22 protein-coding genes are annotated in these 22142 nt (G+C 39.5%); 18 read left to right on the plus strand and 4 right to left on the minus strand.

Features of this window, described 5'->3' with window-relative positions:
* Positions 1-2 precede the first annotated feature (2 nt).
* The 4 genes from J6O61_RS07740 to J6O61_RS07755 all read right to left on the minus strand — a co-directional run bounded on the left by J6O61_RS07740 (position 3) and on the right by J6O61_RS07755 (position 4970).
* Positions 3-920, minus strand: coding sequence for a carbohydrate ABC transporter permease (locus J6O61_RS07740; protein WP_292211583.1), 918 nt, complete (start codon positions 918-920; stop codon positions 3-5).
* Between the two features lie 84 nt (positions 921-1004).
* A complete protein-coding gene (locus J6O61_RS07745) occupies positions 1005-2483 on the minus strand; it encodes an ABC transporter substrate-binding protein (RefSeq protein WP_292211586.1) in 1479 nt (492 codons plus the stop codon).
* Between the two features lie 166 nt (positions 2484-2649).
* Complete coding sequence (locus tag J6O61_RS07750; protein ID WP_292211588.1) at positions 2650-3594, minus strand: 3'-5' exoribonuclease YhaM family protein; 945 nt, start codon at positions 3592-3594, stop codon at positions 2650-2652.
* Positions 3595-3620: 26 nt separating this feature from the next.
* Positions 3621-4970, minus strand: coding sequence for a S1C family serine protease (locus tag J6O61_RS07755; RefSeq protein ID WP_292211590.1), 1350 nt, complete (start codon positions 4968-4970; stop codon positions 3621-3623).
* Between the two features lie 135 nt (positions 4971-5105).
* Here J6O61_RS07755 and J6O61_RS07760 point away from each other — a divergent pair, with 135 nt between their 5' ends.
* The 18 genes from J6O61_RS07760 (at position 5106) to J6O61_RS07850 (ending at position 21915) form a co-directional block, all read left to right on the plus strand.
* Positions 5106-7499 (plus strand): endonuclease MutS2, encoded by a 2394-nt coding sequence (locus tag J6O61_RS07760; protein WP_292211635.1) that lies wholly within the window; start codon positions 5106-5108, stop codon positions 7497-7499.
* Positions 7500-7510: 11 nt separating this feature from the next.
* The gene (locus J6O61_RS07765) at positions 7511-8212 is read left to right on the plus strand and encodes a response regulator transcription factor (RefSeq protein WP_292211592.1); all 702 of its coding nucleotides are present in this window, start codon (positions 7511-7513) and stop codon (positions 8210-8212) included.
* Positions 8213-9649: a HAMP domain-containing sensor histidine kinase gene (locus J6O61_RS07770; protein ID WP_292211593.1), complete on the plus strand. Its 1437-nt coding sequence runs from the start codon at positions 8213-8215 to the stop codon at positions 9647-9649.
* A 5-nt stretch (positions 9650-9654) separates the two neighbouring features.
* The gene (locus J6O61_RS07775; protein ID WP_292211595.1) at positions 9655-10149 is read left to right on the plus strand and encodes a tRNA (cytidine(34)-2'-O)-methyltransferase; all 495 of its coding nucleotides are present in this window, start codon (positions 9655-9657) and stop codon (positions 10147-10149) included.
* A 104-nt stretch (positions 10150-10253) separates the two neighbouring features.
* Positions 10254-12083 (plus strand): 23S rRNA (uracil(1939)-C(5))-methyltransferase RlmD, encoded by a 1830-nt coding sequence (rlmD, locus tag J6O61_RS07780; protein ID WP_292211598.1) that lies wholly within the window; start codon positions 10254-10256, stop codon positions 12081-12083.
* A 30-nt stretch (positions 12084-12113) separates the two neighbouring features.
* Positions 12114-12827 carry a LytR/AlgR family response regulator transcription factor gene (locus tag J6O61_RS07785; protein WP_292211601.1) on the plus strand — a complete coding sequence of 238 codons (714 nt, stop codon included), beginning with the start codon at positions 12114-12116 and terminating at the stop codon, positions 12825-12827.
* Between the two features lie 6 nt (positions 12828-12833).
* Positions 12834-13508, plus strand: a complete 675-nt coding sequence (locus tag J6O61_RS07790) for a sensor histidine kinase (protein WP_292211604.1) — start codon at positions 12834-12836, stop codon at positions 13506-13508.
* A 103-nt stretch (positions 13509-13611) separates the two neighbouring features.
* Positions 13612-15444: an ABC transporter ATP-binding protein gene (locus J6O61_RS07795; protein ID WP_292211606.1), complete on the plus strand. Its 1833-nt coding sequence runs from the start codon at positions 13612-13614 to the stop codon at positions 15442-15444.
* Entirely contained in the window at positions 15422-17263 is a 1842-nt protein-coding gene (locus J6O61_RS07800) for an ABC transporter ATP-binding protein (RefSeq protein WP_292211608.1), read from the plus strand. The genes J6O61_RS07795 and J6O61_RS07800 overlap by 23 nt, the downstream gene beginning before the upstream one ends.
* A 237-nt stretch (positions 17264-17500) precedes the next feature.
* Positions 17501-17857: a helix-turn-helix domain-containing protein gene (locus tag J6O61_RS07805; protein ID WP_292211611.1), complete on the plus strand. Its 357-nt coding sequence runs from the start codon at positions 17501-17503 to the stop codon at positions 17855-17857.
* 95 nt (positions 17858-17952) lie between these two features.
* Positions 17953-18822: a KilA-N domain-containing protein gene (locus tag J6O61_RS07810; RefSeq protein WP_292211613.1), complete on the plus strand. Its 870-nt coding sequence runs from the start codon at positions 17953-17955 to the stop codon at positions 18820-18822.
* A gap of 113 nt (positions 18823-18935) precedes the next feature.
* Entirely contained in the window at positions 18936-19079 is a 144-nt protein-coding gene (locus J6O61_RS07820) for a hypothetical protein (protein ID WP_292211616.1), read from the plus strand.
* A 90-nt stretch (positions 19080-19169) separates the two neighbouring features.
* Positions 19170-19415 carry an AbrB/MazE/SpoVT family DNA-binding domain-containing protein gene (locus J6O61_RS07825; protein WP_292211621.1) on the plus strand — a complete coding sequence of 82 codons (246 nt, stop codon included), beginning with the start codon at positions 19170-19172 and terminating at the stop codon, positions 19413-19415.
* Positions 19406-19717, plus strand: coding sequence for a type II toxin-antitoxin system PemK/MazF family toxin (locus J6O61_RS07830; RefSeq protein WP_292211623.1), 312 nt, complete (start codon positions 19406-19408; stop codon positions 19715-19717). Before J6O61_RS07825 ends, J6O61_RS07830 begins: the two co-directional genes overlap by 10 nt.
* Positions 19718-19808: 91 nt before the next feature.
* A complete protein-coding gene (locus tag J6O61_RS07835; RefSeq protein WP_292211625.1) occupies positions 19809-19958 on the plus strand; it encodes a hypothetical protein in 150 nt (49 codons plus the stop codon).
* 312 nt (positions 19959-20270) lie between these two features.
* A complete protein-coding gene (locus J6O61_RS07840; RefSeq protein ID WP_292211628.1) occupies positions 20271-20714 on the plus strand; it encodes a GNAT family N-acetyltransferase in 444 nt (147 codons plus the stop codon).
* Between the two features lie 339 nt (positions 20715-21053).
* Positions 21054-21377, plus strand: a complete 324-nt coding sequence (locus J6O61_RS07845; RefSeq protein WP_292211630.1) for a helix-turn-helix domain-containing protein — start codon at positions 21054-21056, stop codon at positions 21375-21377.
* A complete protein-coding gene (locus tag J6O61_RS07850; protein ID WP_292211632.1) occupies positions 21352-21915 on the plus strand; it encodes a hypothetical protein in 564 nt (187 codons plus the stop codon). Before J6O61_RS07845 ends, J6O61_RS07850 begins: the two co-directional genes overlap by 26 nt.
* Positions 21916-22142: the final 227 nt, after the last annotated feature.

Below are 22142 nucleotides of genomic sequence, written 5' to 3' on the forward strand. Positions count from 1 at the left end.
CCTTAGTCTATAGTTTTTACCCATTTATCCTGGCCCCAGAAGTTGATGGCCGTGATAATGAATATGATGATCGCAAGAATTACTGCAACGGCACTACCATAGCCAAGCTGTCCGTTTGTGAAGGCTTTTTCATACAGATAGAACACAACGGTTGCTGAGCTGTAGTTTGGTCCGCCGCTTGGAGTCATAACCTGAACTTCTACAAATACCTGGAAACCACCGATAAGTGATGTGATAAGCACGTAGAAAGTAACTGGGGATAAAAGAGGAAGCGTGATATTCCTGAATTTTTCCCATCCGTTTGCTCCGTCTATCATGGCAGCTTCATAGTAGTCTTGAGGGATATTCTGAAGCCCTGCGAGATAAAGGATGACTGTACCGCCAAGGCCTTTCCAGACCATGAAGATGATGAGGGATACTTTTACCATCTGTTCATCACCAAGCCAGTTTGGACCATGCATTCCGGTGAGCAATTTGTAGATTCCGTTAAGAAGGCCGTAGTCGTAATTGAATACCCAGGCCCAGAGAATCGAAACGGCAACCAAAGATGATACAACAGGTACATAGTACATTGTGGTGAGAAATCTTTTGCCGGGAATCTTTCTGTTAAGTCCCATTGCGATAAGGATTCCAAGTATCATTCCAATCGGAATTCCTATCATATAGATGATTGTTGTCCCCATTGATTTCCAGAATTTAATATCTGAAAAGATCTTTATATAATTTTGAAGTCCTACTATATTGCCCCAAAGTGAATTGATTCCGGTCCATTTACTGGTACTTGCTATAATCGCAAAGACAATGGGGTAGGCCATAAAGAGCATAAAACCTATAAAAGGTGGGGCGATAAAGAGCCATGCCCATCGTTCTTCTCTTTTTGCCATTGCAGAACGTTGCACTTTAACTTTATTTTTTGACATACCTTTGCTCCGATTTGAAACTTAAAGCCCCTCAGCAAGTGCTTTGAGGGGCTTTGTTTGATTGTTTATTGAGTATTGCCCGTATTATTTTGTTGCAGAATTCTGAAGCTCAATTGCTTCGTCAAGTGCTGCCTGCATCTCAGGCTCTACCTGATTCAGATAATCCTCAACAGAAATGTCGCCGTTCTTGATGTTGAATACACCCGACCAGAAAGGAGTGAACCATTCTGCGTTGTATGTGTAGTCTGTTTCCTGAAGTGCTGCTTCATAGTGGTCGTTTCCATCAAAGTATCCGAAGATTACATCTACATTTGAAGCATATGGAACAGTTCCGTTGTTAACAGCATCTTTGAATTCGCCATAAGCAAGGTCAACAATGTTAGGAAGCTGGATTGATGCGCCTGAAGTAATACCTGAAACTTCTCTCTGTCCATCAGGATCTGTTGAAAGCTTGGCAACAAGTTCTGCGCAAAGCTCAGGATACTTTGTTGTTGAAGATACGCAGTAACCAACAGAACCCATCCATGTGTGGCTCTTGCCATCGCCTGAAGGTCCAACAGGCCATCCGCAGAGATTCCACTTATAAGGGAATGTTGCATCATCCATAAATGCAGCTACATCCCAAGTACCGCAAGCATAGAATGCAACCTGACCGTCAAGCCATCTCTGATATCCGCCAAGAGCTGTATCCTGCTCAACAGAAGGTGTAAGACCATTCTTTGTAAGGTCTGTGTAGAATGTAAGTGCCTCTGTAAGCTGAGGGTTGTTAGCTACATTAACTTTTGTCATATCGTCGTTTAAGAATTTAACTCCGTTAGAGTAAAGATAAGGAGTCATACCGAACTGATCTGCATTTGCAACACCCCACTGATCAATTTCACCGTCTCCGTCCTTATCAATTGTAAGAGCCTTGCAGACTTCGATGAACTCATCATATGTGTATGGGTTCTCCGGATCCGGATATTCAAGACCTGCTGCATCGAAAAGATCCTGATTGTACGCAAATGCGAAACATGAAAGATCCTTAGGGAATGCATAGAGTGAACCGCTTCCGATGTTGGTTCCGTCATATCTGTAAATCTCCTGAGTTGTTCCCCAAATGCTGCTTATTGTTGCTTCATCAACATAATCGTCGAGAGGAAGAACATATCCGTTGTCTACATAAGAACGGACTGAAGCAGGACCAACGTAGAATACGTCAGGCATATCGCCTGCTGTCATGTTGGCGATCATTTTCTGGTTGTATTCATCCTGAGTTGTTACTTCAAATACGACTTCCTTTACCTGATCTTTGTGCTCTTCTACAAACTGGTCAATGAGTTTCTGGTAGATAGCTTTCTCATGCTCCTGCATGTAGAGGAATACATGAATAGTCTGATCTCCCTCACCTGTAACAGATTCTGTAGTGGATTCAGACTCAGTAGCTGTAGCTTCTGAACCGGCAGCAGTCTGTGTGTCGGCGGTAGCTTCACCAGCTTCTTCAACTGTGGTTGTGGAACATCCAGCAAGGACACCGGCGCCCATAAGGCCGGCTAAGATAATACTTAGAACTTTCTTTTTCATAGTCAATCCTCCTAAAAAAATTGTACATACGAACATCTCTTTGTAACAATTCTACAAAGCGGAGGATTGACAGTCAATAGATATTTTAGATTAATCTTAAATATTTTAAATATTTGTCGTTTTATACAAAAAACTAAAGTTTTTTTTGTTAACCTATAAAAGATTATTATTCCATTTTGGTTGAATAGATGTTGGATTCAAAGAATTTATTGAATCCCTGCCAGCCCGGAGTTGTGATGTTTCCGAGAATTTCGGTAAAGGTTTCCATCTTGGCATCGGTGTTATCTGCAAGGTTAAGGGCAACAGCCTCAATAATAGCAGGCTTTTTGGGAGAACCGTATTCAAGCTCGCCGTGGTGAGCCAGAATGCAGTGAATAAGCTCCTGCTTAAGAATAAGGGGGAAACCGTTAATTTCACGGATTCTGTCTCCGACCATTTCAGCGCCCATAACAATATGGCCAAGGAACTGACCTTCATCTGTATAGTCATTTACCGGATAAAGACTAAGCTCTTTTGTCTTACCGATGTCGTGGCAGATAGCTGCTGTTAAAAGCAGGTCTCTGTTGAGCGCAGGGTATGAAGTGCAGTAGAAGTTGCAAAGCTTGGTAACACTGAGTGTATGTTCCAAAAGTCCGCCTATGAAGCTGTGATGAACAGTTTTAGCGGCGCTGGACTTCCTGAAGGCAGTAATAAATGCCTCATCATGAACAAAGAATTCTTCCAAAAGTTTTTTGAGATATGGATTCTCGATAGTTCCGATTATTCCAAGAAGCTCTTTGTACATAACATCTATGTCCTTGGATGAAACCGGAAGGTAAAGTGAAGGGTCGTATTCACCTTCGTGACATTTTCTCGCCCTTTTGACATTGATCTGGAGAGCGCCGTTAAAACTGGTTACTTCTCCGAAAACGTCAATGCAATCCGTATCATCAAATTCATCTATTCCGTCGCTGTTAGGCTCCCAGATCTTGGCATCAATTGTGCCGGTTTTGTCCTGGAGAGTTACAGAATAATACTCTTTTCCGTTTTTGGTAGTTGCGCTGAGCTTGTGCTTGCACATGTAGATGTCCGCAACGCGGTCACCGGGGGTTAAATCCTTAATAAACTTCATTAAAAAACCTCATTTCTATATTGCATTTATTTTGTTGTAGAACTTGTCATAGTTGCTTCTATTTCAAGTTCGATATACTCGTCAGGAGCCTGTCTCATGATCTTAATCGATACTATATCATCAGGCGAGCAGCCCGCAAGCCTTGTTATCAGATGGTCATAAGTGTTGATGTCGTATCCGTTAAAAGATGTGATGATATCGCCGCTTTGAAGACCTGCTTTCATGGCGGGGGATCCCATTTCGGTACTTGTAATGTACGCACCGGATGGGAGATTCTGTGTGTTTTGGATGTCCAAAGGAACTGTGGCGCCATGGATTCCCAGATAAGGCCTTGGCCTTGCGTTAGAGAGATCTTCTATTAAAGGCTTCAGCTCTGTAATTCCTATTCCACAGATTTGATTTTGCATGTCTGTAGAGTTATGGGAAGTATCAATTATTCCGATAACCTGTCCCTTAAGATTTATCAGTACACCGGTGGCTTCGCTGCTTCCGTAAATATCCGTAGTAATGAGCTTGTAGGATGAATCCACAAGGTTTAGAGGGCTTTTTTCAGATGTGACTATGCCAACAGCGATAGAATCCTGAATTCCGATAGGGCTTCCGACTGCTATGACAGGGGAACCTGTAAGGCTTCCGAGACTTGAACTGCCAAGTTCTGCCGGGGATATGGTCTGTCTGGTATTTTCTGAAAGCTGTGATCTCTGAACGGTTAAGACACATTGACCGGTGATAGTATCAATAAGGCTGATTTCCGAGGTGGCTGTAGAACCATCGGAGAAAGTGATACCGATCGATTCAGCATCGGCCACAGATGCCGAAGGAACTAAAATATATAGGTTAGTGCCATTATCCGCAACAATCAGTCCTGAAGTGGAACCTTTTGTCTCGTAAGAATCTGTAAACCAGTTGGAATCGTTGGAAATTGCAGTTACCTTTACGATATGTTTTTCAACCTGTGCCGTGACATTCCTTAAGGATAGAATCATCTTTTCATAATCAGCAGAGTCAAAAGAATATGAAGCAATGGCCTGATCGATTTGGTCCTTTTGGCTTTCCTCCAGACTTAAAGCCTCGCTTGCGGCAATCTGGTTGTCATCTGCAAACATTTCCTCGGGAGTGAGCTCTTCGCTCGGAGTTTCCTCGGGAAAAGATACTGCTTCAGGTTCACTTTCCGGATAAAGTTTGTCGCTGAAAACAGGTTGAAGAATGAGAAATGTCAGACAAGCGACGATGCCAAAAACAACTGCCAGAGAGACTGTTATTAAAGTACGGCGAAGAAGCTTTTTTCTATTTATAGGACGCTGCTTTATCTTTTCACTGATAAAGTTCGTATCTGCAAGATTACTGTTTTTGTTATCTTCAGGATTAAGTGGCATTGTATATTCCCCCAAAACCAAACATTTAACTTATTATAGACGTTTTTATGGGTTAAATCTAGCCATTAGGGGGCATAAATGATAAACTGTACTTTGGATAATTATGTAAAAACATATGTTAAGGGCTGGATTTATATGAACACAAAAGCATTACGTGTACTTGAATATGACAAAATAATAGAAAGACTTTCAGAGCATGCAACATCGGAGCCGGGAAGGAAACTTTGCCGTGAGCTTGTCCCGTCTTCAGATATTAAAGAGATTCGAAATAATCAGAAAAAAACTGCCGATGCTATTTCAAGGATTTTAAAAAAGGGAGAGACCTCTTTTGGAGACAACAGAGATTTCGAATCTACTCTTAAGGCTCTTAAAATAGGCAGCGCTCTTGAGCCGGTATCTCTTTTGCGAATAGCTGCATTTCTTGATAACGTTAACAGGGTAAAGACCTATGGAAGACCGGCAAGAGATGACGAAACGGGAGATTCTCTGACGGAATCATTTGAACTTCTTGAACCACTTACATTTGTGGCAGCTGAAATAAGAAGATGTATTGTTTCTGAAGATGAGATAAGTTCAGATGCAAGTCCCGCACTCAGGCATATTAGAAGAGGCATAATGCTCACTAATGACAGGATACATGATCAGCTTGGGAAAATGCTGAACGGTTCCATGAGGACATACCTTCAGGATGCAGTTGTTACCATGAGAGACGGAAGATACTGTATTCCTGTAAAGGCTGAGTACAAATCGCAGATCAGTGGTATGGTTCATGATCAGTCTTCATCGGGTTCAACTTTGTTTATAGAACCGGCGGCAGTTGTTGAACTTAATAACAAGCTCAGGGAGATGGCACTTCAGGAAAGTGCTGAAATAGAGAAGATTCTTTTGGAACTGAGTCTTATGACCGCTGAGCACATAAATCCTATCAAATATAATTCAGACATTATGACTGACCTGGATTTTATATTTGCAAAGGCTTCCTACGCACTTGAGATTGGCGGTACAACTCCGATCTTTAATGACAATCACGCCTTTGATATCAGGAAAGGAAGACACCCGCTCATTGCCAAAGACAAGGTAGTTCCGATTGATGTCTATGCAGGTAAGGATTTTGATATGCTGATCATCACGGGACCAAATACCGGCGGAAAAACTGTTACACTTAAGACGGTAGGTCTTTTGACACTTATGGGACAGGCAGGGCTGGCAATACCTGCGGGAGATAAGTCTGAGCTGTCGGTTTTTAATGAAGTATATGCTGATATCGGAGATGAGCAGAGCATTGAGCAGTCTCTTTCTACATTTTCTTCGCATATGACCAATACGGTATCAATCCTTGAGAATGCAGATGAGAACTCGTTGTGTCTTTTTGATGAGCTTGGAGCAGGTACGGACCCTACGGAAGGGGCAGCTCTTGCAATATCAATACTTAACGACCTTCATAGCAGGAAAATAAGGACATTGGCAACCACCCACTACAGTGAGCTTAAGGTATACGCCTTAAATACTCCGGGGATAAAAAATGCCAGCTGTGAGTTTGACGTGGAATCCTTAAAGCCAACCTATAAGCTTCTTATAGGTATTCCCGGAAAGAGTAACGCTTTTGCAATTTCTTCCAAGCTTGGACTTCCGGACAGAATAATTGATGCTGCCAAAGAGCAGATAAGTACAGATGATAAAAAATTTGAGGATCTTTTGGCAGATCTTGAGAAAAGCAGAAAGATCATTGAGAACGAAAGACTTGAGATTTCCGAATATAAAAAGGAAGTAGAGCAGCTAAAATCACAGCTGGAAGAAAAGAGATCAAAACTTGACAGTCAGAAGGACGACATTTTAAGAGAGGCCAATGAAGAGGCCAGAGCTATTTTACAAGAAGCCAAGGATCTTGCGGACGAAACCATAAGAACATTCAGAAAAGCGGGACCAAATGCTTCGATGCAGGATCTTGAAAGAGCAAGAACAAGCGTCGGACAGAAAATATCAGACAAGAACAAGGCTATTTCCAAGAAAAAAGAGCAGTCTAAAGAAACCCATCCTATTTTGAAGGAGTCACAGCTAAAGCTTGGCGAATCGGTAAAAATAGTTTCAATGGGACTTAAAGGAACCATCAGCTCCAAGCCTGATAAGGATGGCAATCTCTATGTTCAGTGCGGAATAATGAGAACAAAGGCGAATATCAGAGACCTTGTTCTGATAGGCGATGATGATGCCAAGACTGCCATGAAGAAGTTTTACGGAAGAACAAGCGGAAGTTCCAAGATGGATCTATCCCGTTCCGCCAATATCAGAACAGAGATAAATCTTATAGGTAAGAACAGCGATGATGCAATAGCAGCTCTTGATAAATACCTTGATGATGCTTATATGTCACATCTTAATAATGTCAGAGTTGTTCATGGTAAGGGATCAGGTATTCTGAGGCAGGCTGTTCATACATATTTAAAGGGTGTTCCTTATGTGAAATCCTTTAAGCTTGGCGAATTTGGAGAAGGTGACGCGGGCGTCACAATCGTAACTTTTATTAAATAAACGGGGGAAATATGGTTACTAAACAGAAAATTCTTATTGTGGATGATGACAACAACATTGCAGAGCTCATATCTTTGTATCTGGTAAAAGAGTGCTTTGAGACAAAGATATGTAATGACGGTGAATCAGCAATCAATACTTTTGATACCTTTAAACCAAACCTTATATTACTTGACCTGATGCTTCCGGGCATCGACGGTTATCAGGTTTGCAGGGAGATAAGAACCAAATCCCAGACACCTATAATCATGCTTTCGGCAAAGGGCGAGGTTTTTGATAAGGTTCTCGGTCTTGAGATGGGGGCAGATGATTATATGGAAAAGCCCTTTGACTCCAAGGAACTGGTAGCACGAGTAAAAGCGGTTTTAAGGCGCTTTAAACCGCAGGTTCAGGAAGTGACTGAATCCAATGACAAGGTTGTCAGATATCCGGACCTTGAAATCAATATGACAAACTATTCAGTAAACTATATGGGAGAACGTGTGGATATGCCTCCGAAGGAATTGGAACTTCTATATTTCCTTGCTGCATCTCCGAACCATGTTTTTACCAGAGAACAGCTCCTTGACCAGATCTGGGGCTATGAATATGTGGGAGATACCAGAACTGTAGACGTTCATATCAAACGACTTCGTGAGAAATTAAGTGATCATGAGAATTGGCGTCTTGCTACAATCTGGGGAATAGGATATAAGTTCGAGGTAACAGAATAAATGAAGAGGACTCTTTATCTGAAGTTTCTTCTTGCATATCTTCTGTTTGGCGTATTTGGATTTGTTGTAGTTGCGACATTTGTATACAGCATGACCTATGAAAGACTTCGCAGGGACAAAACTGATAATATGTATCAGGTTGCAACACAGATAGCCAACACATATGCGGCAGACCTTTACAACAGTGAAACTTCGCTGGAAGCAGTGCATACACAAATGGTTACTTTGTCCAAATATATGGATAATGAACCCATATGGATAATAAACCCATCAGGGAGGCTGGTTTTGGATTCTTCCAGAAAACTGGGCCCCGGAGATGAGATAGTTATTGAGGGCTTTGATCCTTCTGTACTTGGAGGCTCTTACTATACTACCGGCAACTTTTGGGGCTCTTTTAACGAAGAAGTGATAAGTGTATTTGCTCCGATAACTGCCAATTACAAGGTTCAGGCATATGTGGTAATACATGAGCCGGTATCTGACCTGGTGGAATCAGCCAATGAGTTTTTGAACATCTCATATCTGATGCTGATAGTTCTTTTCCTGCTGTCGCTTATTATTCTTATCTTTTTTACAGAGCTTGTGTATATTCCGCTGCGTAAGATAACTAAAGCAACGGAGCAGTATGCGGCAGGAAATATGGGATATGAATTTTCTGTTGAATCAGAGGATGAAATGGGATATCTTGCGGCATCTCTTTCCTATATGGCAGGAGAAATTGCCCGTTCGGAGGATGATCAAAAGAAGTTTATTGCAAATGTTTCACATGATTTCAGGTCTCCGCTTACATCTATCAGGGGCTATCTTGTGGCAATGCAGGATGGCACAATCCCGCAGGATATGCATGAAAGGTATCTTGGAATAGTAATAAATGAAACAGACAGATTAACCAAGCTTACCAATGAGCTATTGACCTTGAACAATCTTAATACGAAGGGCATGATGCTTAACAAGTCTGATTTCGATATTAATCAGACTATCAGAAAAGTTGCGGAGTCTTTTGAAGGAACCTGCAGGAATAAAAAGATTGCAATAGAACTGGTTCTGACGGATGAGAAAATGCTGGTAAACGCGGATGTGGATAAGATTCAGCAGGTGCTCTACAATCTGGTGGACAATGCCATAAAGTTCAGTCATCATGATTCATCCATCAAAATTGAAACTACAGAGAAACACAGCAAGGTTTTCGTTTCAGTCAAGGATAGCGGAATTGGAATTCCCAAAGAGGATCAGAAGCTTATTTTTGACAGATTTTATAAGTCAGACTCGTCCAGAGGAAAGGATAAGAAGGGCACAGGGCTTGGCCTTTCTATCGTAAAAGAAATAATTAAAGCCCACGAAGAAAATATTAATGTCATCAGCACGCCGGGCGTTGGAACCGAGTTTATTTTTTCTCTGCCAAAGTCTGCAGTAATGGATGCTGATGATGAGGAGTAATTGAAATGCATATAGTTTTACATCAGCCGGAGATACCACAGAACACAGGAAATATCGGAAGGACCTGCGTTGCCACAAACACAAGTCTTCATCTTATAGAGCCACTTGGCTTTAGTATCAATGAAAAGGCCCTTAAAAGAGCCGGAATGGACTACTGGCCAAAGCTCGACGTTACCAAATATATTGACTACGAAGATTTCAAGGCAAAGCATCCGGGAGCAAAAATCTGGTATGCAACAACAAAGGCAAAACATTCATATACCGATGTTTCTTTTGGAATGGACGATTATATAATGTTCGGAAAAGAGAGCGCCGGGATTCCTGAGGAAATTCTTGTTGATAACGAAGAAAACTGTATTCGTATTCCTATGGGTGAAGACATAAGATCCTTGAATTTATCTAATTCAGTGGCGATAGTTTTATATGAAGCACTTAGACAAAATGAGTTTAAAGGCCTTGAGAGAGAAGGCGAACTTCACAGGCTTCATTGGAAAGAGTGATTGTCTAAGGAATATCACTAAACTTAACGAAAAAAAGTGATTACCGGGATATTCAAATACAGTTCCTAAGGCAAGAGATTTTTGTGTAAAAGAATGGATAATGTATGAGTAAGAAAATAAAGACAGATTGCAAATATCAAAAAGATGATCTGCTTACAGTAGAAATAACAGACATAGGAAATGACGGAGAGGGCATAGGCAAGGTTGACGGCTATACCCTCTTTATTAAAGATGCGGTAATTGGTGATAAAGTAAGTGCCAAGATAATGAAGGCAAAAAAGAACTATGCCTATGCCCATTTGGAAAAGGTTTTGGAGCCATCTGTTCACAGACAGGAAGCAAGATGTCCTATTGCGAGACAGTGCGGCGGATGCCAGCTTCAGAACATGACCTATGAGAGGCAGCTTGAGTTCAAGCAGAATAAAGTAAGGAATAATATTGTCCGACTGGGCGGATTTGATGAGTCTTTTATCGACAGTATCATGGAGCCGATAATCGGTATGGAGGAGCCCTGGAGATACCGAAATAAAGCGCAGTATCCAATAGGGACAGATAAGAATGGAAAGCCTGTTGCCGGCTATTATGCAGGAAGAACTCATAGTATTATTCCTGTTGATGACTGCTTTATCGGAGTTGAGGAAAATAAAGAGATTCTGGATATTGTACTTGCGCACATGAAAAAGCATGGTATAGCTGCGTATGACGAGGCAACGGGCAAGGGGCTTATAAGGCATGTGCTTATTAGAAAAGGCTTTACCAGTGGGCAGATAATGGTGTGCCTTGTTATCAACTACAGAGGGAAAAATTCTAAGGAAAATACAGCATCTGCAAAGAGGCAAAATGAACTTTCTAATGTGAAAGGTAGTGAAAATAATCTAAGGTTTAGTGACGGAAGTGGAGTAGAATTTATCGCGGCTCAGAATGAGCTTGTTAAGGCCTTACAGAGTATTAGTGGAATGACTAGTATCTCTGTCAATATAAATACTGAAAAGACAAACGTAATAATGGGCAGAGAAGTACATACTATCTGGGGAAAGGATACGATTTCAGATACTTTGTGTGGTCTTGAGTTTGAAATTTCACCTCTTTCTTTTTATCAGGTTAATCCCAAACAGGCTCAAAGGCTTTACGAGCAGGCAATTACCTATGCCGATTTAACCGGGAATGAAACTGTATGGGATCTGTATTGCGGAATAGGAACAATATCTTTGGCTATGGCGAAGTCTGCAGGGAAAGTCTATGGAGTGGAGATTATTCCTGATGCAATAGAAGACGCCAAAAGAAATGCCTCTAGAAACGGCCTTGGTAATGCTGAATTTTTCTGCGGAAAGGCAGAGGAAGTGCTTCCGGAATTCTATGATAGAGAAAGTGCAAAGGCAGCAGGAAAAACGAGTGATGCTTCAGCTCTCCATCCGGATGTGATAGTTGTAGACCCGCCTCGCAAGGGCTGTGATGAGAAGTGTCTTGAGACAATGCTCAAGATGAGCCCTGACCGTATTGTATATGTCAGCTGTGATTCAGCAACCCTTGCCAGAGATCTGCGAATCCTCGCAGATGGTGGCTATTCATTGGAAAAGATTCGTGCTTGCGATATGTTCAGTTGGTCCGGACATGTGGAGACTGTTGTGCTTTTGTCCCAACAAAAGCCAGATGATCATATTGAGATAGAGATTAATCTGGATGAGATTGATGCTACAAGTGCTGAGTCGAAGGCTACATACAAGGAAATTGAGGAATGGGTGCAGGAGCACTACGGATTTCATGTAACAAATCTGAACATTGCACAGGTTAAGCAAAAGCATGGAATTATAGAACGTGAAAACTATAATAAGCGAAAATCTGAGAATAGCAGACAGCCTGGATGTCCGGAAGAAAAGGTTAAAGCAATAGAGGATGCTTTGAGACATTTTCAGATGATTTCTGATGAATTATAAAATTATAATGTTCATGGAAAGGAGGAGCTTATGAAATATAAGATTGCTGTTTGTGATGACAACAATGTGGATCAGGACTATGTCATAGGCTTCCTGAATACATGGGCACGTTTAAATGACAGATCTATTGAAATTCACACTTTTATCTCTGCAGAGGAATTTCTTTTTCAATATGCCGACGAAAAAGATTATCATGTTTTGATCCTTGATATTGAAATGGGAAAAATGAATGGTGTGGAGCTTGCCAGAGAAATTCGGCTGGGTAACAGCGAGTTGCAAATCGTTTTTGTTACAGGTTTTCCTGATTTTATAGCAGAAGGATATGATGTTGACGCTATTCATTACTTAATGAAGCCATTGGAACGAGATAGATTCTATAAAGCTATGGATAAAGCAATAGAGCGTATAAGGTTGGTTGAACCTTATATCATATTGCAGGAAAAGGGCGAGACTCTCAGGCTAAATTTAAGAAATATATTATATGTTGAAGTGTTTTCGCATTCCTGCGTGATTCATACAACAAGCGGTTTGATCGAACAAAAAGTATCCATAACTGAACTAGAGAAAAGTTTCGGAGAGCAGTTTGTTAGAGTGCATCGTTCTTATCTTGTCAATCTTGAAAGGGTTAAGCAAATCGGCAAAACAGAAATTGCTTTGGAAAACGATGAAATAGTGCCACTGTCCAGGCGAAAATATAACGAAGTGAATCTTGCATTTATCCGGTATTTTAAAGGAAAGATATAAAAGGCAATGAGTTTATTTGATAGGCTATTTGGAAGAATGATAGACAGACGTATCGCTGAATATCAGTCTGACTTGATTGAAAAACACTGTGAAGAAGTTCAGCATATTTATAAAACTATGCGCGGTTGGAGACATGATTATCATAATCATATTCAGACTTTGCTCGCTTTGTGCGGGGATGAAGAGAAAACCAGGGAGTATCTATGGAATCTGAATGCTGATCTGACAACTGTAGATACAGTCATAAAGACCGGAAATGTAATGGTAGATGCAATACTAAACAGTAAAATTTCTGTAATGAACTCAAAAGGTATAGAGGTTAATGCAAAAGCTATTGTTCCTGAAAAGCTTTCTGTTTCAGAGATAGATTTATGTACAATCATCGGAAATCTTTTAGATAATGCAATGGAAGCAGTAATGCGTGAGGAACAGGATTCCAACAGATTTGTGAGAATATTTGTCGGTATCTTGAAAGAGCAGTTATACATATCTGTTTATAATTCTATGAACGGGAAACCCCAAAAGGGCAAAAAGAACCAGTATTTATCCACGAAGGGTGGAGATAATCATGGATTTGGACTCTCACGTATTGATTATATAGTTGAAAAGAATAACGGATTTATAAATCGTCAGCATGAGGATGGTGTATTTGCTACAGAAATATTATTGCCTATGAATTAAATGCCATTCAGGTGCATATTACGACCACTCGCGAAACAAACGTGAGTGGCTTTTTATTTGTGGTATATTGAGACAAGCATAAGAAATTCGAAAGGACAAAGGGATGAATCAAGATAAAAAGTATACAATCCTGCAAAATCTGGCCTACTGTGTGAAGGTTACAAAAGAAAAGTATCCTCCGCTTTTGGTATATTGCTCATGCATTATCGTGATAAATGCACTTATTCCGGTGATTACGGCTTTTTTGCCAAAAACAGTAATAGAAATGATTACTGGAAAAAGCCAAATGATGAATCTGCTATTAGTGACGGCAGCATTTACATTATCTCTGGCTATATTAACAGGCCTGCAGAAGTATTTAGATAAACTGATCTATTGGAACAAGTTTACAATGAATGACTTTTTCCTGCAGATGGTTTCTCGAAAAGGACTTACGACAGATTACAGGAATCAGGAGAATGAGCATTTCAGAAAATTGCAGAGTGAAAGCTTTTCAAGCTGCAATGGCAATTTTTCATATTATGCACAGACCTATGATTCGGCAGTGTTATTTTTCTCAAATTTAGTAGGGTTTGTGGCATTTACAGGTATTCTGATGAGCCTGAATCCGCTACTGATTTTGTTTTTGTGTGCAACTACGCTTATAAGCTTTATCTTAAACAGAAGATTGTTAAAGTGGGTTGATACAAATAACGAGGAAAAAGTCGGATATGAACAACGGATGCAGTATATCATCCGTGCATCAGACGATATTCAGGCAGCTAAGGATATCAGGCTTTACCATATGACTGACTGGATGGATCGGATCTACAAAGAGAACATGACAGGACTTCTTTCCTGGTATCGCAGATACACAGCAAAATTATTTGGAGTATCTGCAGTAGACAGCGGCCTGACATTTATCAGAGAGGGAATAACCTATATAGTTTTGATCGGAATGATATGGAAAAATCAGATAACTGTAGCTGAGTTTGTTTTGTATTTCAATCTGGTTGCCGGTTTTTCAGTGTGGCTTAGCAGTATTCTTGGACAGATGAATAATCTTAAAAGACTAAGCATGGCAATGAACCGTTTCCGTTCTTATCTGGAGTATCCTGAGTACTATAAAAGGGAAGATGGAATTCCTGTAGAGAAAACCGATGCTCCGGGAGTGATAACCTTTGAAAATGTTAGCTTTAGCTATACTGATGACGGTGAAGCTATTATCAAGGATATGAACCTTAATATAAAAGCCGGAGAGCACCTTGCAATTGTTGGATTAAATGGTGCGGGAAAGACGACGCTTGCTAAGCTCATTTGTGGGCTGACAGACCCTACCAAAGGCCGGGTTTTGTACAATGGAACTGACGTAAAAGAACTTAACCGAATTCAGTACTATAAACTCTTTGGTGCTGTTTTTCAGGATTACTCTGTTTTGCCGGTAACAATTGAAGAAATTGTAGCGGAAGAGACGGAAGAAAAAGCAGATTCAGAACTGGTAGAAAAATGTTTAAAACAGGCGGGGCTGTGGGAGAAGATATCGGCTCTGGATAATGGAATCAAGACCAAGTTTGACAGGGCATTTTGGGATGATGGTATCAATCTGTCCGGTGGAGAAAAGCAGAAGCTTTTGCTGGCTAGAGCACTGTATAAACAGACACCTGTTGTTATATTGGATGAGCCGACAGCAGCATTGGATCCCATAGCGGAGAATAGTTTATATGAGTCATACGATGAAATCATGAAGAATAAAACTACAGTGTTTATTTCTCACAGATTAGCATCTACACGATTCTGCAATCGTATTTTGCTTATAGAAAACGGAAAGATTGCGGAAGAAGGGACTCACGATCAGCTTCTTAAAAAAGGAGGCATATACAGCAAGCTGTTTGAAACTCAGGCTAAATATTATAGAGAAGGAAAGGAGAGCACCGATGAAGATTCAAAAGAGAATTGAGATAACCAAACGCGGTTATGCTCTTTTAAATAAATATGTACCGGGGCTTGTCAGGGCAAAAACAATCGCAGCTGTGCTCGAAACCCTTTCTCCGTTTGTAACAGTCTGGTTTTCTGCAAGAATTATAAATGAACTAATGAATGACAGAAGACAGAATGTACTTGTCCTTTATGTAATTTTGGTAATAGGAATTCATTTGTTGTTCTCCATGATAAAGGACATAATGGATAAGATCGTCAATGACAAAGAATCCGGAATGTGGAATTACTTTAATAAGATCTTCTCAGATAAACAAATGAGCATGGACTACGCCATTCTTGAAAATAAAGACATTCAGAAAATGAGGCAGAAAGCAGAAGAAAATCTGTTTATGTTTGGAAATGGGTTAGGGCAGCTCATCTGGGATACAACGAGCCTTGTAAAAGTAATAGTTGGAATTGTTGCTTCCATCTCATTGACAGCTTCTCTTTTTATGTCAAAGTCGGGGGACAGTATTACAGATTCTAAGCTTTGGGTACTGGGAATCATTATCGTGCTCGTCTTTTTTGGGTTTATTAACAACTACCTGACACACAAAGAAAATGTGGTTTTTGAGCAGTGGACCAAGGGAACGGTATGGTATAACAGAGCCTTTATGTTTTATGGACATGAGCTATATAACAGTACTGCAAGAGCGAAGGATGTACGAATTTATGACCAGGAAAAAATCGCTGACAGAGAAATGAAAAAAATGGAGGAGCATAACCGAAGTGATAATGCATTCATTAGAAAAATGAGTTTTTGTCAGGGACGGCTCTATTTTGCTCAGGGAATCTGTAACGCATTATGCTACTTGTTCGTGGTTGCCAAAGCTTCTACGGGAGCTTTTGATGTTGGAAGTATTGTGCAGTACGTAGGTGTACTTACTGAACTTGTGGGATGCGTGGGTTTGCTCACATGGATTTATTCTGAAAACCAAGTATATACAAGGCATTTGGAAAAACTGTTTGAATATCTTGATATTCCCAATAATAAGTATCAGGGAAAATTACCGGTTCCCAAAGACTATTTTTGTGACAATGGTGAGAATGATTATAGTATTGAATTTAAAAATGTTTCCTTCAAATATCCGGGAAGTGATACATATGCTTTAAAGAACATAAATACAAAACTAAATATAGGGAAAAAGCAGGCGTTTGTAGGAACGAACGGAGCCGGCAAAACTACTTTTGTCAAACTGCTTTGCAGATTGTATGATCCGACGGAAGGAGAGATACTCCTAAACGGTATTGATATTAAGAAGTACGATTATGAAGAATACTTAAAACTCTTCTCATTTGTTTTTCAGGACTTTAAACTTTTTGCATTTACTTTGGGGCAGAATATCGCAGCGGATACAAGTTACGATAAAGAGAAGCTTGAAGAGTGTATGAAAAAAGTATCTTTTTACGAAAGATATCAGTCTATGGAGAATGGACCTGATACATATTTGTATAAAGATATCTCGGAAAACGGAGTGGAAGTATCAGGAGGAGAAGCACAAAAGATTGCTTTGGCCAGAGCTCTTTACAAAGGTACGCCTATGATTATTCTTGATGAGCCTACGGCAGCACTTGATCCTTTGGCTGAGGCACAGGTTTATGAAGACTTCAGTAATATGGTCGAAAATAAAACAGCCATATATATCAGTCATAGGTTGTCATCCTGTCAGTTCTGCGATGAAATAACAGTTTTTGATCAGGGACAAATCGTGCAAAAGGGTGCACACTCTAAGCTGGTAGAAGAAACAGATGGTCAGTATTTCAAACTTTGGAATGCACAGGCACAGTATTATGCATGATATGAGTGATTTACTGATGAAACGATGAATTATATATTCATGAGAAACGTAGATAAAAAATATAATGGCGCACTTCGGTACTTACTCGGCGGTAAGTATGAGTGCGCCTATTTTTCAAAACCGTGGGTTAGGGGTGGAGCTCTTTTGCCGGGACGATTTGGGGCTAGATATTGAATATGTGCTATTCACATGATATTATATTCGTAGTTACGAAAAAGATAATTCGGAGAAATGAAAATGACGATTAGTGAAAGAATATTTATGTTAATTGAACGTGAGCAAATAACACAGAGTGAATTTTGTAGAAGAGTTGGTCTTAGACCGAGCACTGTCAGTGAGTGGAAAACTAAGAATCATACTCCAACTGCAGATAAAATAATGGATATATGTGCTGCACTTAATGTATCTCCTGAGCAACTTCTGACGGGAAAAGGTATAGATAGTGTAGAGGATTCAGTTGACTATCAGTTGGATTACCAAGGTAAGCAATTGATTATAGAGTACGAGGGGCTTAATGATGATGCTCAGAAGAGGTTGTTAGCTTATGCGAAGAAGCTAAGTGAGTTAGTCAAAATGGAAGAAATAAATAAATGAAGTGAACTCGTATTGGGAATGTAATTGCATTGAATTCGGGGCAATAAAAATGAGACATTTTTATCTATTAGCAAATTAGAAGGAAAGTGATTGAAATGGGAAAGAATAAAATAATAACAGTACAAGATATACCTATTACGGTAAGTGTTGGTGATGTGGATGATTTTATATGTATTACAGACATGGCAGCTGCTAGAACAGGTGGTTCGCGAGCTTCCGACGTAATAAAGAATTGGATTAGAAATAGATCGACACTTGAGTACTTAGGAACTTGGGAACAAATATATAATCCAAATTTTAAAGTGGTCGAATTCGACCACTTTAAAAAGCAAGCAGGATTGCCACTGTTTACATTGAGTGTTTCAGATTGGGTTGAATCTACGGATGCAATTGGTATGTATGTAAAGAAAGGTAAATATGGTGGAACGTTTGCACACAAAGATATTGCCTTTGAGTTTGCTTCAGCTATAAGTCCTGTATTTAAATTATATTTGATAAAAGAGTTTCAGAGACTAAAAGAACAAGAAAATGATGTTAAGAAAATTGAATGGAATGCTAAAAGATTTCTCACAAAGAATAACTATCTTATTCAGACAGACGCCGTAAAGAATTATTTGATTCCGTCAGGAAATTATAGAGAGGACTTGCAGTGGATTAAATATGCTGAAGAAGCAGACTTGCTAAATGTTGCCTTATTTGGCTTTACAGCAAAGGCATGGAGAGAAGCAAATCCGGAATTAGCTAAAAATAGTAATGTAAGAGATTATGCTTCGATTAATGAATTAACGGTTCTATCGAATTTAGAGACTCATAATGCGCAGATGATTCGAGAAGGAAAGGAAAAGAAGGATAGATTTGAAGAGTTACAGGATATTGCAAAGTATCAAATGGGTGTGTTAAATGAGGCTGCTCGTATTGAACAAAAGGGGGTTATAGAAATTGAAACAACAGGAGATGAAGACTAAGGTATACATTTACACTCGTGTTTTCACCACAATGCAGATTGATGGTTTTTCACTTGAAGCGCAGAAAATTAGAATTCAAGCTTCCTATCATCAAAAAGGAGATGAAAATTATTTTGGACAATCAAAGTCAAGTTGAGACTGTTGTTTGTCTGTCCCAACAAAAGCCGGATGATCATATCGAGATAGAAATAAATCTTGATGAGATTGATGCTACAAGTGCTGAGACGAAGGCTACTTATCATGAATATGTCGAATGAGATCAAATGGATTGGGACAGTACAGGGAATAAGTTGATTTTTTTGCCTTGGGGGATATACAATGTATATACAAAAAAGGAGGTATTGCTTATGCAGGTTCAAGTTAAAGCATGGGGAAATAGTCAGGGAATTAGAATACCCAAAGAAGTGCTTCAGGAGGCAGCTGTTTCGGTTGATGATGTTCTCGATGTCAAGGTGTCTAAGGGCATGATAATGCTTGTTAAACCATTTAGACATAGAACACTGGAAGAACGTGCTGAAGAATATGGTGGGCAGCTCCATTTAGACGGTGAATTTGACTGGGGTGAACCGGTAGGAAGAGAGATATGGGAATGAAGGAAGAATTGCATCAGGGGGATATACTTAAGATTGAACATATCAAGAAACCGGTTCTTATTGTGAGTAAGGATTTCTTTAATCAGACTTATGAGATAATCGGATGCCCTATTTTTGAAAAAGGGGAGGCAGGACCTTTACATATACATATCGAAACTGAAGACGTAGAAGGTTATGTTCAATGTGAAAAAATGGCACTCCTTGATTTGAATATCAGGGGTTATTCAAAGATTGATAGGATACATTATCCTGACATTATAAATATCACAGACGCTATCCAAGGAATCTTTGACTACATCTGAAAATGAATCAACATGGAGTCAGTGAGATTTCTTTAGTAGGAATATATTAGCAGTGTATGATTCGGATTATTGATTGTACGCTGCTTTTGCTATGTATAAAATAATATACGGCGAGCAGATATTCTGTAACTATTACATGGATCTTGATTATACAAAATACATTCCTAAAGAGTATTTACTTGATGGATTTGATGCAACTACCGATTCAGATTATTATAAAAAGATGCTTGGGGACAAGTGAGATATAATCAGAATTGAATTTTTTACGATATATCCAAACGGAGTAAAATTTGATAGTATTTTGTTGACAGCTTTGTAACTATTGTAGTAGATTAACCTTATTCAGAGAGGAGGTGCTTCATTATGATGACAAGTGGAATAAATACTATACCTGAATATCTCATGAAGACCTCGGTGATTTTTGCTTAGTTTGTTATGATTAGATGCCGTGGATATTTGCCACGGCTTTTTTGCTGAAAAAAGTCATGGTTTTCGTAGATATTCATACAAGATCAAAGGAATCAGTGAACCAGAATATTTATGGAGGAAAACTATGATTAGTTTGAAAGCAATTAACGAGGAAAATTTTGTAGATGCATTTAATCTCAAGTTAGCTAAAGGTCAAGAGGAGTATGTTTCTCATCCGGTACGAAGTCTAGCGCAGGCTTATGTATATAGGAATCAATGCCAACCCTTTGGGATATATGCTGATGAAAAGATGGTTGGGTATGTCATGGTGATATATGATTATGATGTACCTGAGTATGATATTTGGCATATGATGATTGATGAATCACAACAAGGCAAAGGTTATGGTAGAGCTGCGCTTAACCAAATTGTTGAATATATAAAAGCAAAACCATTCGGCGATTCCTGCAGAATTGCACTAACCTGCAATAAAAATAATTATGTAGCCAAAGAGCTATATGAAAATATTGGTTTTTCGGTTACGGGAGTTGAGGATGAAGATGAAATTGAACTTGTTATGAATGTATAACAATCATTAGAAACTAAGGGCGCGCTCGTGCTTTACTTAACAGTAGGTATGAGTGCGCTTTTGCTATGCGGAAAAAAGATTGCGTCCAGGCACCTGGAAAGTTCGTGTGCCTTGTATTACTTTTTCTTTTTGCCGCGTCCACTTCCCTTGCCTAATAGAATTCGTGCCAAGAATGAACAGTTCGAAATTGTTGGAGTTATATTCGAAGAGGTCAGAAATGCTTTATTCAGGGCAGAGGACAGGTAAAAAGACGGCTGCATAAGTGTCAAGTATAAATTGACACTTTGGAGCCATGACATTATAATTGTGCCATAAGAATTTTGGCACGAAGGAGAGTATATGGCGATGACACTTGAAGATGCTTTGAAAAGAATATCGGAACTTGAGGAGGAAAACGAAAAACTTAGGGAAGAACTTGCGTTTTATAAGAGCAAAAAGTATGCCGGCAGACAGAAGCATGACGAGCATTGGATGAAGTCATATAACGACTTTGTTGCGCTATATGAGGACGGCCTGACAATTATGGAAATTGTGGATCATGGAGCAATCAGTCGGCGCACAGCCTATAGATATAAAGCTTATTATGATGGGCTAAAGAAAATGAATGGAATTGCTGAAGAAGATAAGAAAGAGAATAATGTTAAAGTTGGAAAAAGAAAGTAATTCAAGAAATGTTTCAGTAATCAAGGATGCACTGGGACATAATGTTGTAATGATTAACGATATTATTTTTCGTGGAAAGCGAGGGATAAAATGGATAGATGTTGAAGAATACCTCAGACAGTATGTAGGGGAGTTTTACACGATTGCAGAGACAAATGAGGTAGTGTATATCGGTACAGATTTACCTGATGAGTATGCTCATTCGGAATATACACATATTCTAAAAGGCACTAATGAAAAAGCAAAAGCCAATGCAGCTCAAGGTTTACCTGAGCTTATAATCATAGCTACTAACATGGAACATACAGATAATTCAAAGGCAAAGCATAAAAAGGATGCAAAGTACGGCTGGTATAAATACGAATCCCGATTTGCATTACCGGTATTTGCAAGTGATGGTGAAGTGGAAAGATACAATGTCTTTCATGTGGCAATGATTCTAAGACATGATAAAGATGGGAAGAAGTACTTATACGATATTATGAACATAAAAAAAGAAACGAGCGACCTTTTCCAGTCCAAAGACCTTACTCAGTAAAAAACCCATTTCTTGATTCATATGTTAATGGTACAACAGGGGATTGTCAAGAGCGACTTAGTTCTCTTGGAATATAATTATATTAGAGTGAATTGTAATACTAACTTCCACCCCTCTTAAGGCAAACATGGAAGTTACTAATTCCAAACATTATGGTGGAATTTACTAATTCATAATGGTATCATCCAGAAGTTCATCCACATATGCCACTCCGGCATAAAGGAGGA

It is taken from the genome of Butyrivibrio sp., assembly GCF_017635265.1.
In the GTDB taxonomy this organism is placed as follows: Bacteria; Bacillota; Clostridia; order Lachnospirales; family Lachnospiraceae; genus Butyrivibrio.

Excerpts from the sequence above, each read along its gene's own strand:
- J6O61_RS07740 (WP_292211583.1), bottom strand. The coding sequence starts at position 920 with ATGTCAAAAAATAAAGTTAAAGTGCAACGTTCTGCAATGGCAAAAAGA.
- J6O61_RS07745 (WP_292211586.1), bottom strand. The coding sequence starts at position 2,483 with ATGAAAAAGAAAGTTCTAAGTATTATCTTAGCCGGCCTTATGGGCGCC.
- J6O61_RS07750 (WP_292211588.1), bottom strand. The coding sequence starts at position 3,594 with ATGAAGTTTATTAAGGATTTAACCCCCGGTGACCGCGTTGCGGACATC.
- J6O61_RS07755 (WP_292211590.1), bottom strand. The coding sequence starts at position 4,970 with ATGCCACTTAATCCTGAAGATAACAAAAACAGTAATCTTGCAGATACG.
- J6O61_RS07760 (WP_292211635.1), top strand. The coding sequence starts at position 5,106 with ATGAACACAAAAGCATTACGTGTACTTGAATATGACAAAATAATAGAA.
- J6O61_RS07765 (WP_292211592.1), top strand. The coding sequence starts at position 7,511 with ATGGTTACTAAACAGAAAATTCTTATTGTGGATGATGACAACAACATT.
- J6O61_RS07770 (WP_292211593.1), top strand. The coding sequence starts at position 8,213 with ATGAAGAGGACTCTTTATCTGAAGTTTCTTCTTGCATATCTTCTGTTT.
- J6O61_RS07775 (WP_292211595.1), top strand. The coding sequence starts at position 9,655 with ATGCATATAGTTTTACATCAGCCGGAGATACCACAGAACACAGGAAAT.
- rlmD (WP_292211598.1), top strand. The coding sequence starts at position 10,254 with ATGAGTAAGAAAATAAAGACAGATTGCAAATATCAAAAAGATGATCTG.
- J6O61_RS07785 (WP_292211601.1), top strand. The coding sequence starts at position 12,114 with ATGAAATATAAGATTGCTGTTTGTGATGACAACAATGTGGATCAGGAC.
- J6O61_RS07790 (WP_292211604.1), top strand. The coding sequence starts at position 12,834 with ATGAGTTTATTTGATAGGCTATTTGGAAGAATGATAGACAGACGTATC.
- J6O61_RS07795 (WP_292211606.1), top strand. The coding sequence starts at position 13,612 with ATGAATCAAGATAAAAAGTATACAATCCTGCAAAATCTGGCCTACTGT.
- J6O61_RS07800 (WP_292211608.1), top strand. The coding sequence starts at position 15,422 with ATGAAGATTCAAAAGAGAATTGAGATAACCAAACGCGGTTATGCTCTT.
- J6O61_RS07805 (WP_292211611.1), top strand. The coding sequence starts at position 17,501 with ATGACGATTAGTGAAAGAATATTTATGTTAATTGAACGTGAGCAAATA.
- J6O61_RS07810 (WP_292211613.1), top strand. The coding sequence starts at position 17,953 with ATGGGAAAGAATAAAATAATAACAGTACAAGATATACCTATTACGGTA.
- J6O61_RS07825 (WP_292211621.1), top strand. The coding sequence starts at position 19,170 with ATGCAGGTTCAAGTTAAAGCATGGGGAAATAGTCAGGGAATTAGAATA.
- J6O61_RS07830 (WP_292211623.1), top strand. The coding sequence starts at position 19,406 with ATGGGAATGAAGGAAGAATTGCATCAGGGGGATATACTTAAGATTGAA.
- J6O61_RS07835 (WP_292211625.1), top strand. The coding sequence starts at position 19,809 with ATGTATAAAATAATATACGGCGAGCAGATATTCTGTAACTATTACATG.
- J6O61_RS07840 (WP_292211628.1), top strand. The coding sequence starts at position 20,271 with ATGATTAGTTTGAAAGCAATTAACGAGGAAAATTTTGTAGATGCATTT.
- J6O61_RS07845 (WP_292211630.1), top strand. The coding sequence starts at position 21,054 with ATGGCGATGACACTTGAAGATGCTTTGAAAAGAATATCGGAACTTGAG.
- J6O61_RS07850 (WP_292211632.1), top strand. The coding sequence starts at position 21,352 with ATGTTAAAGTTGGAAAAAGAAAGTAATTCAAGAAATGTTTCAGTAATC.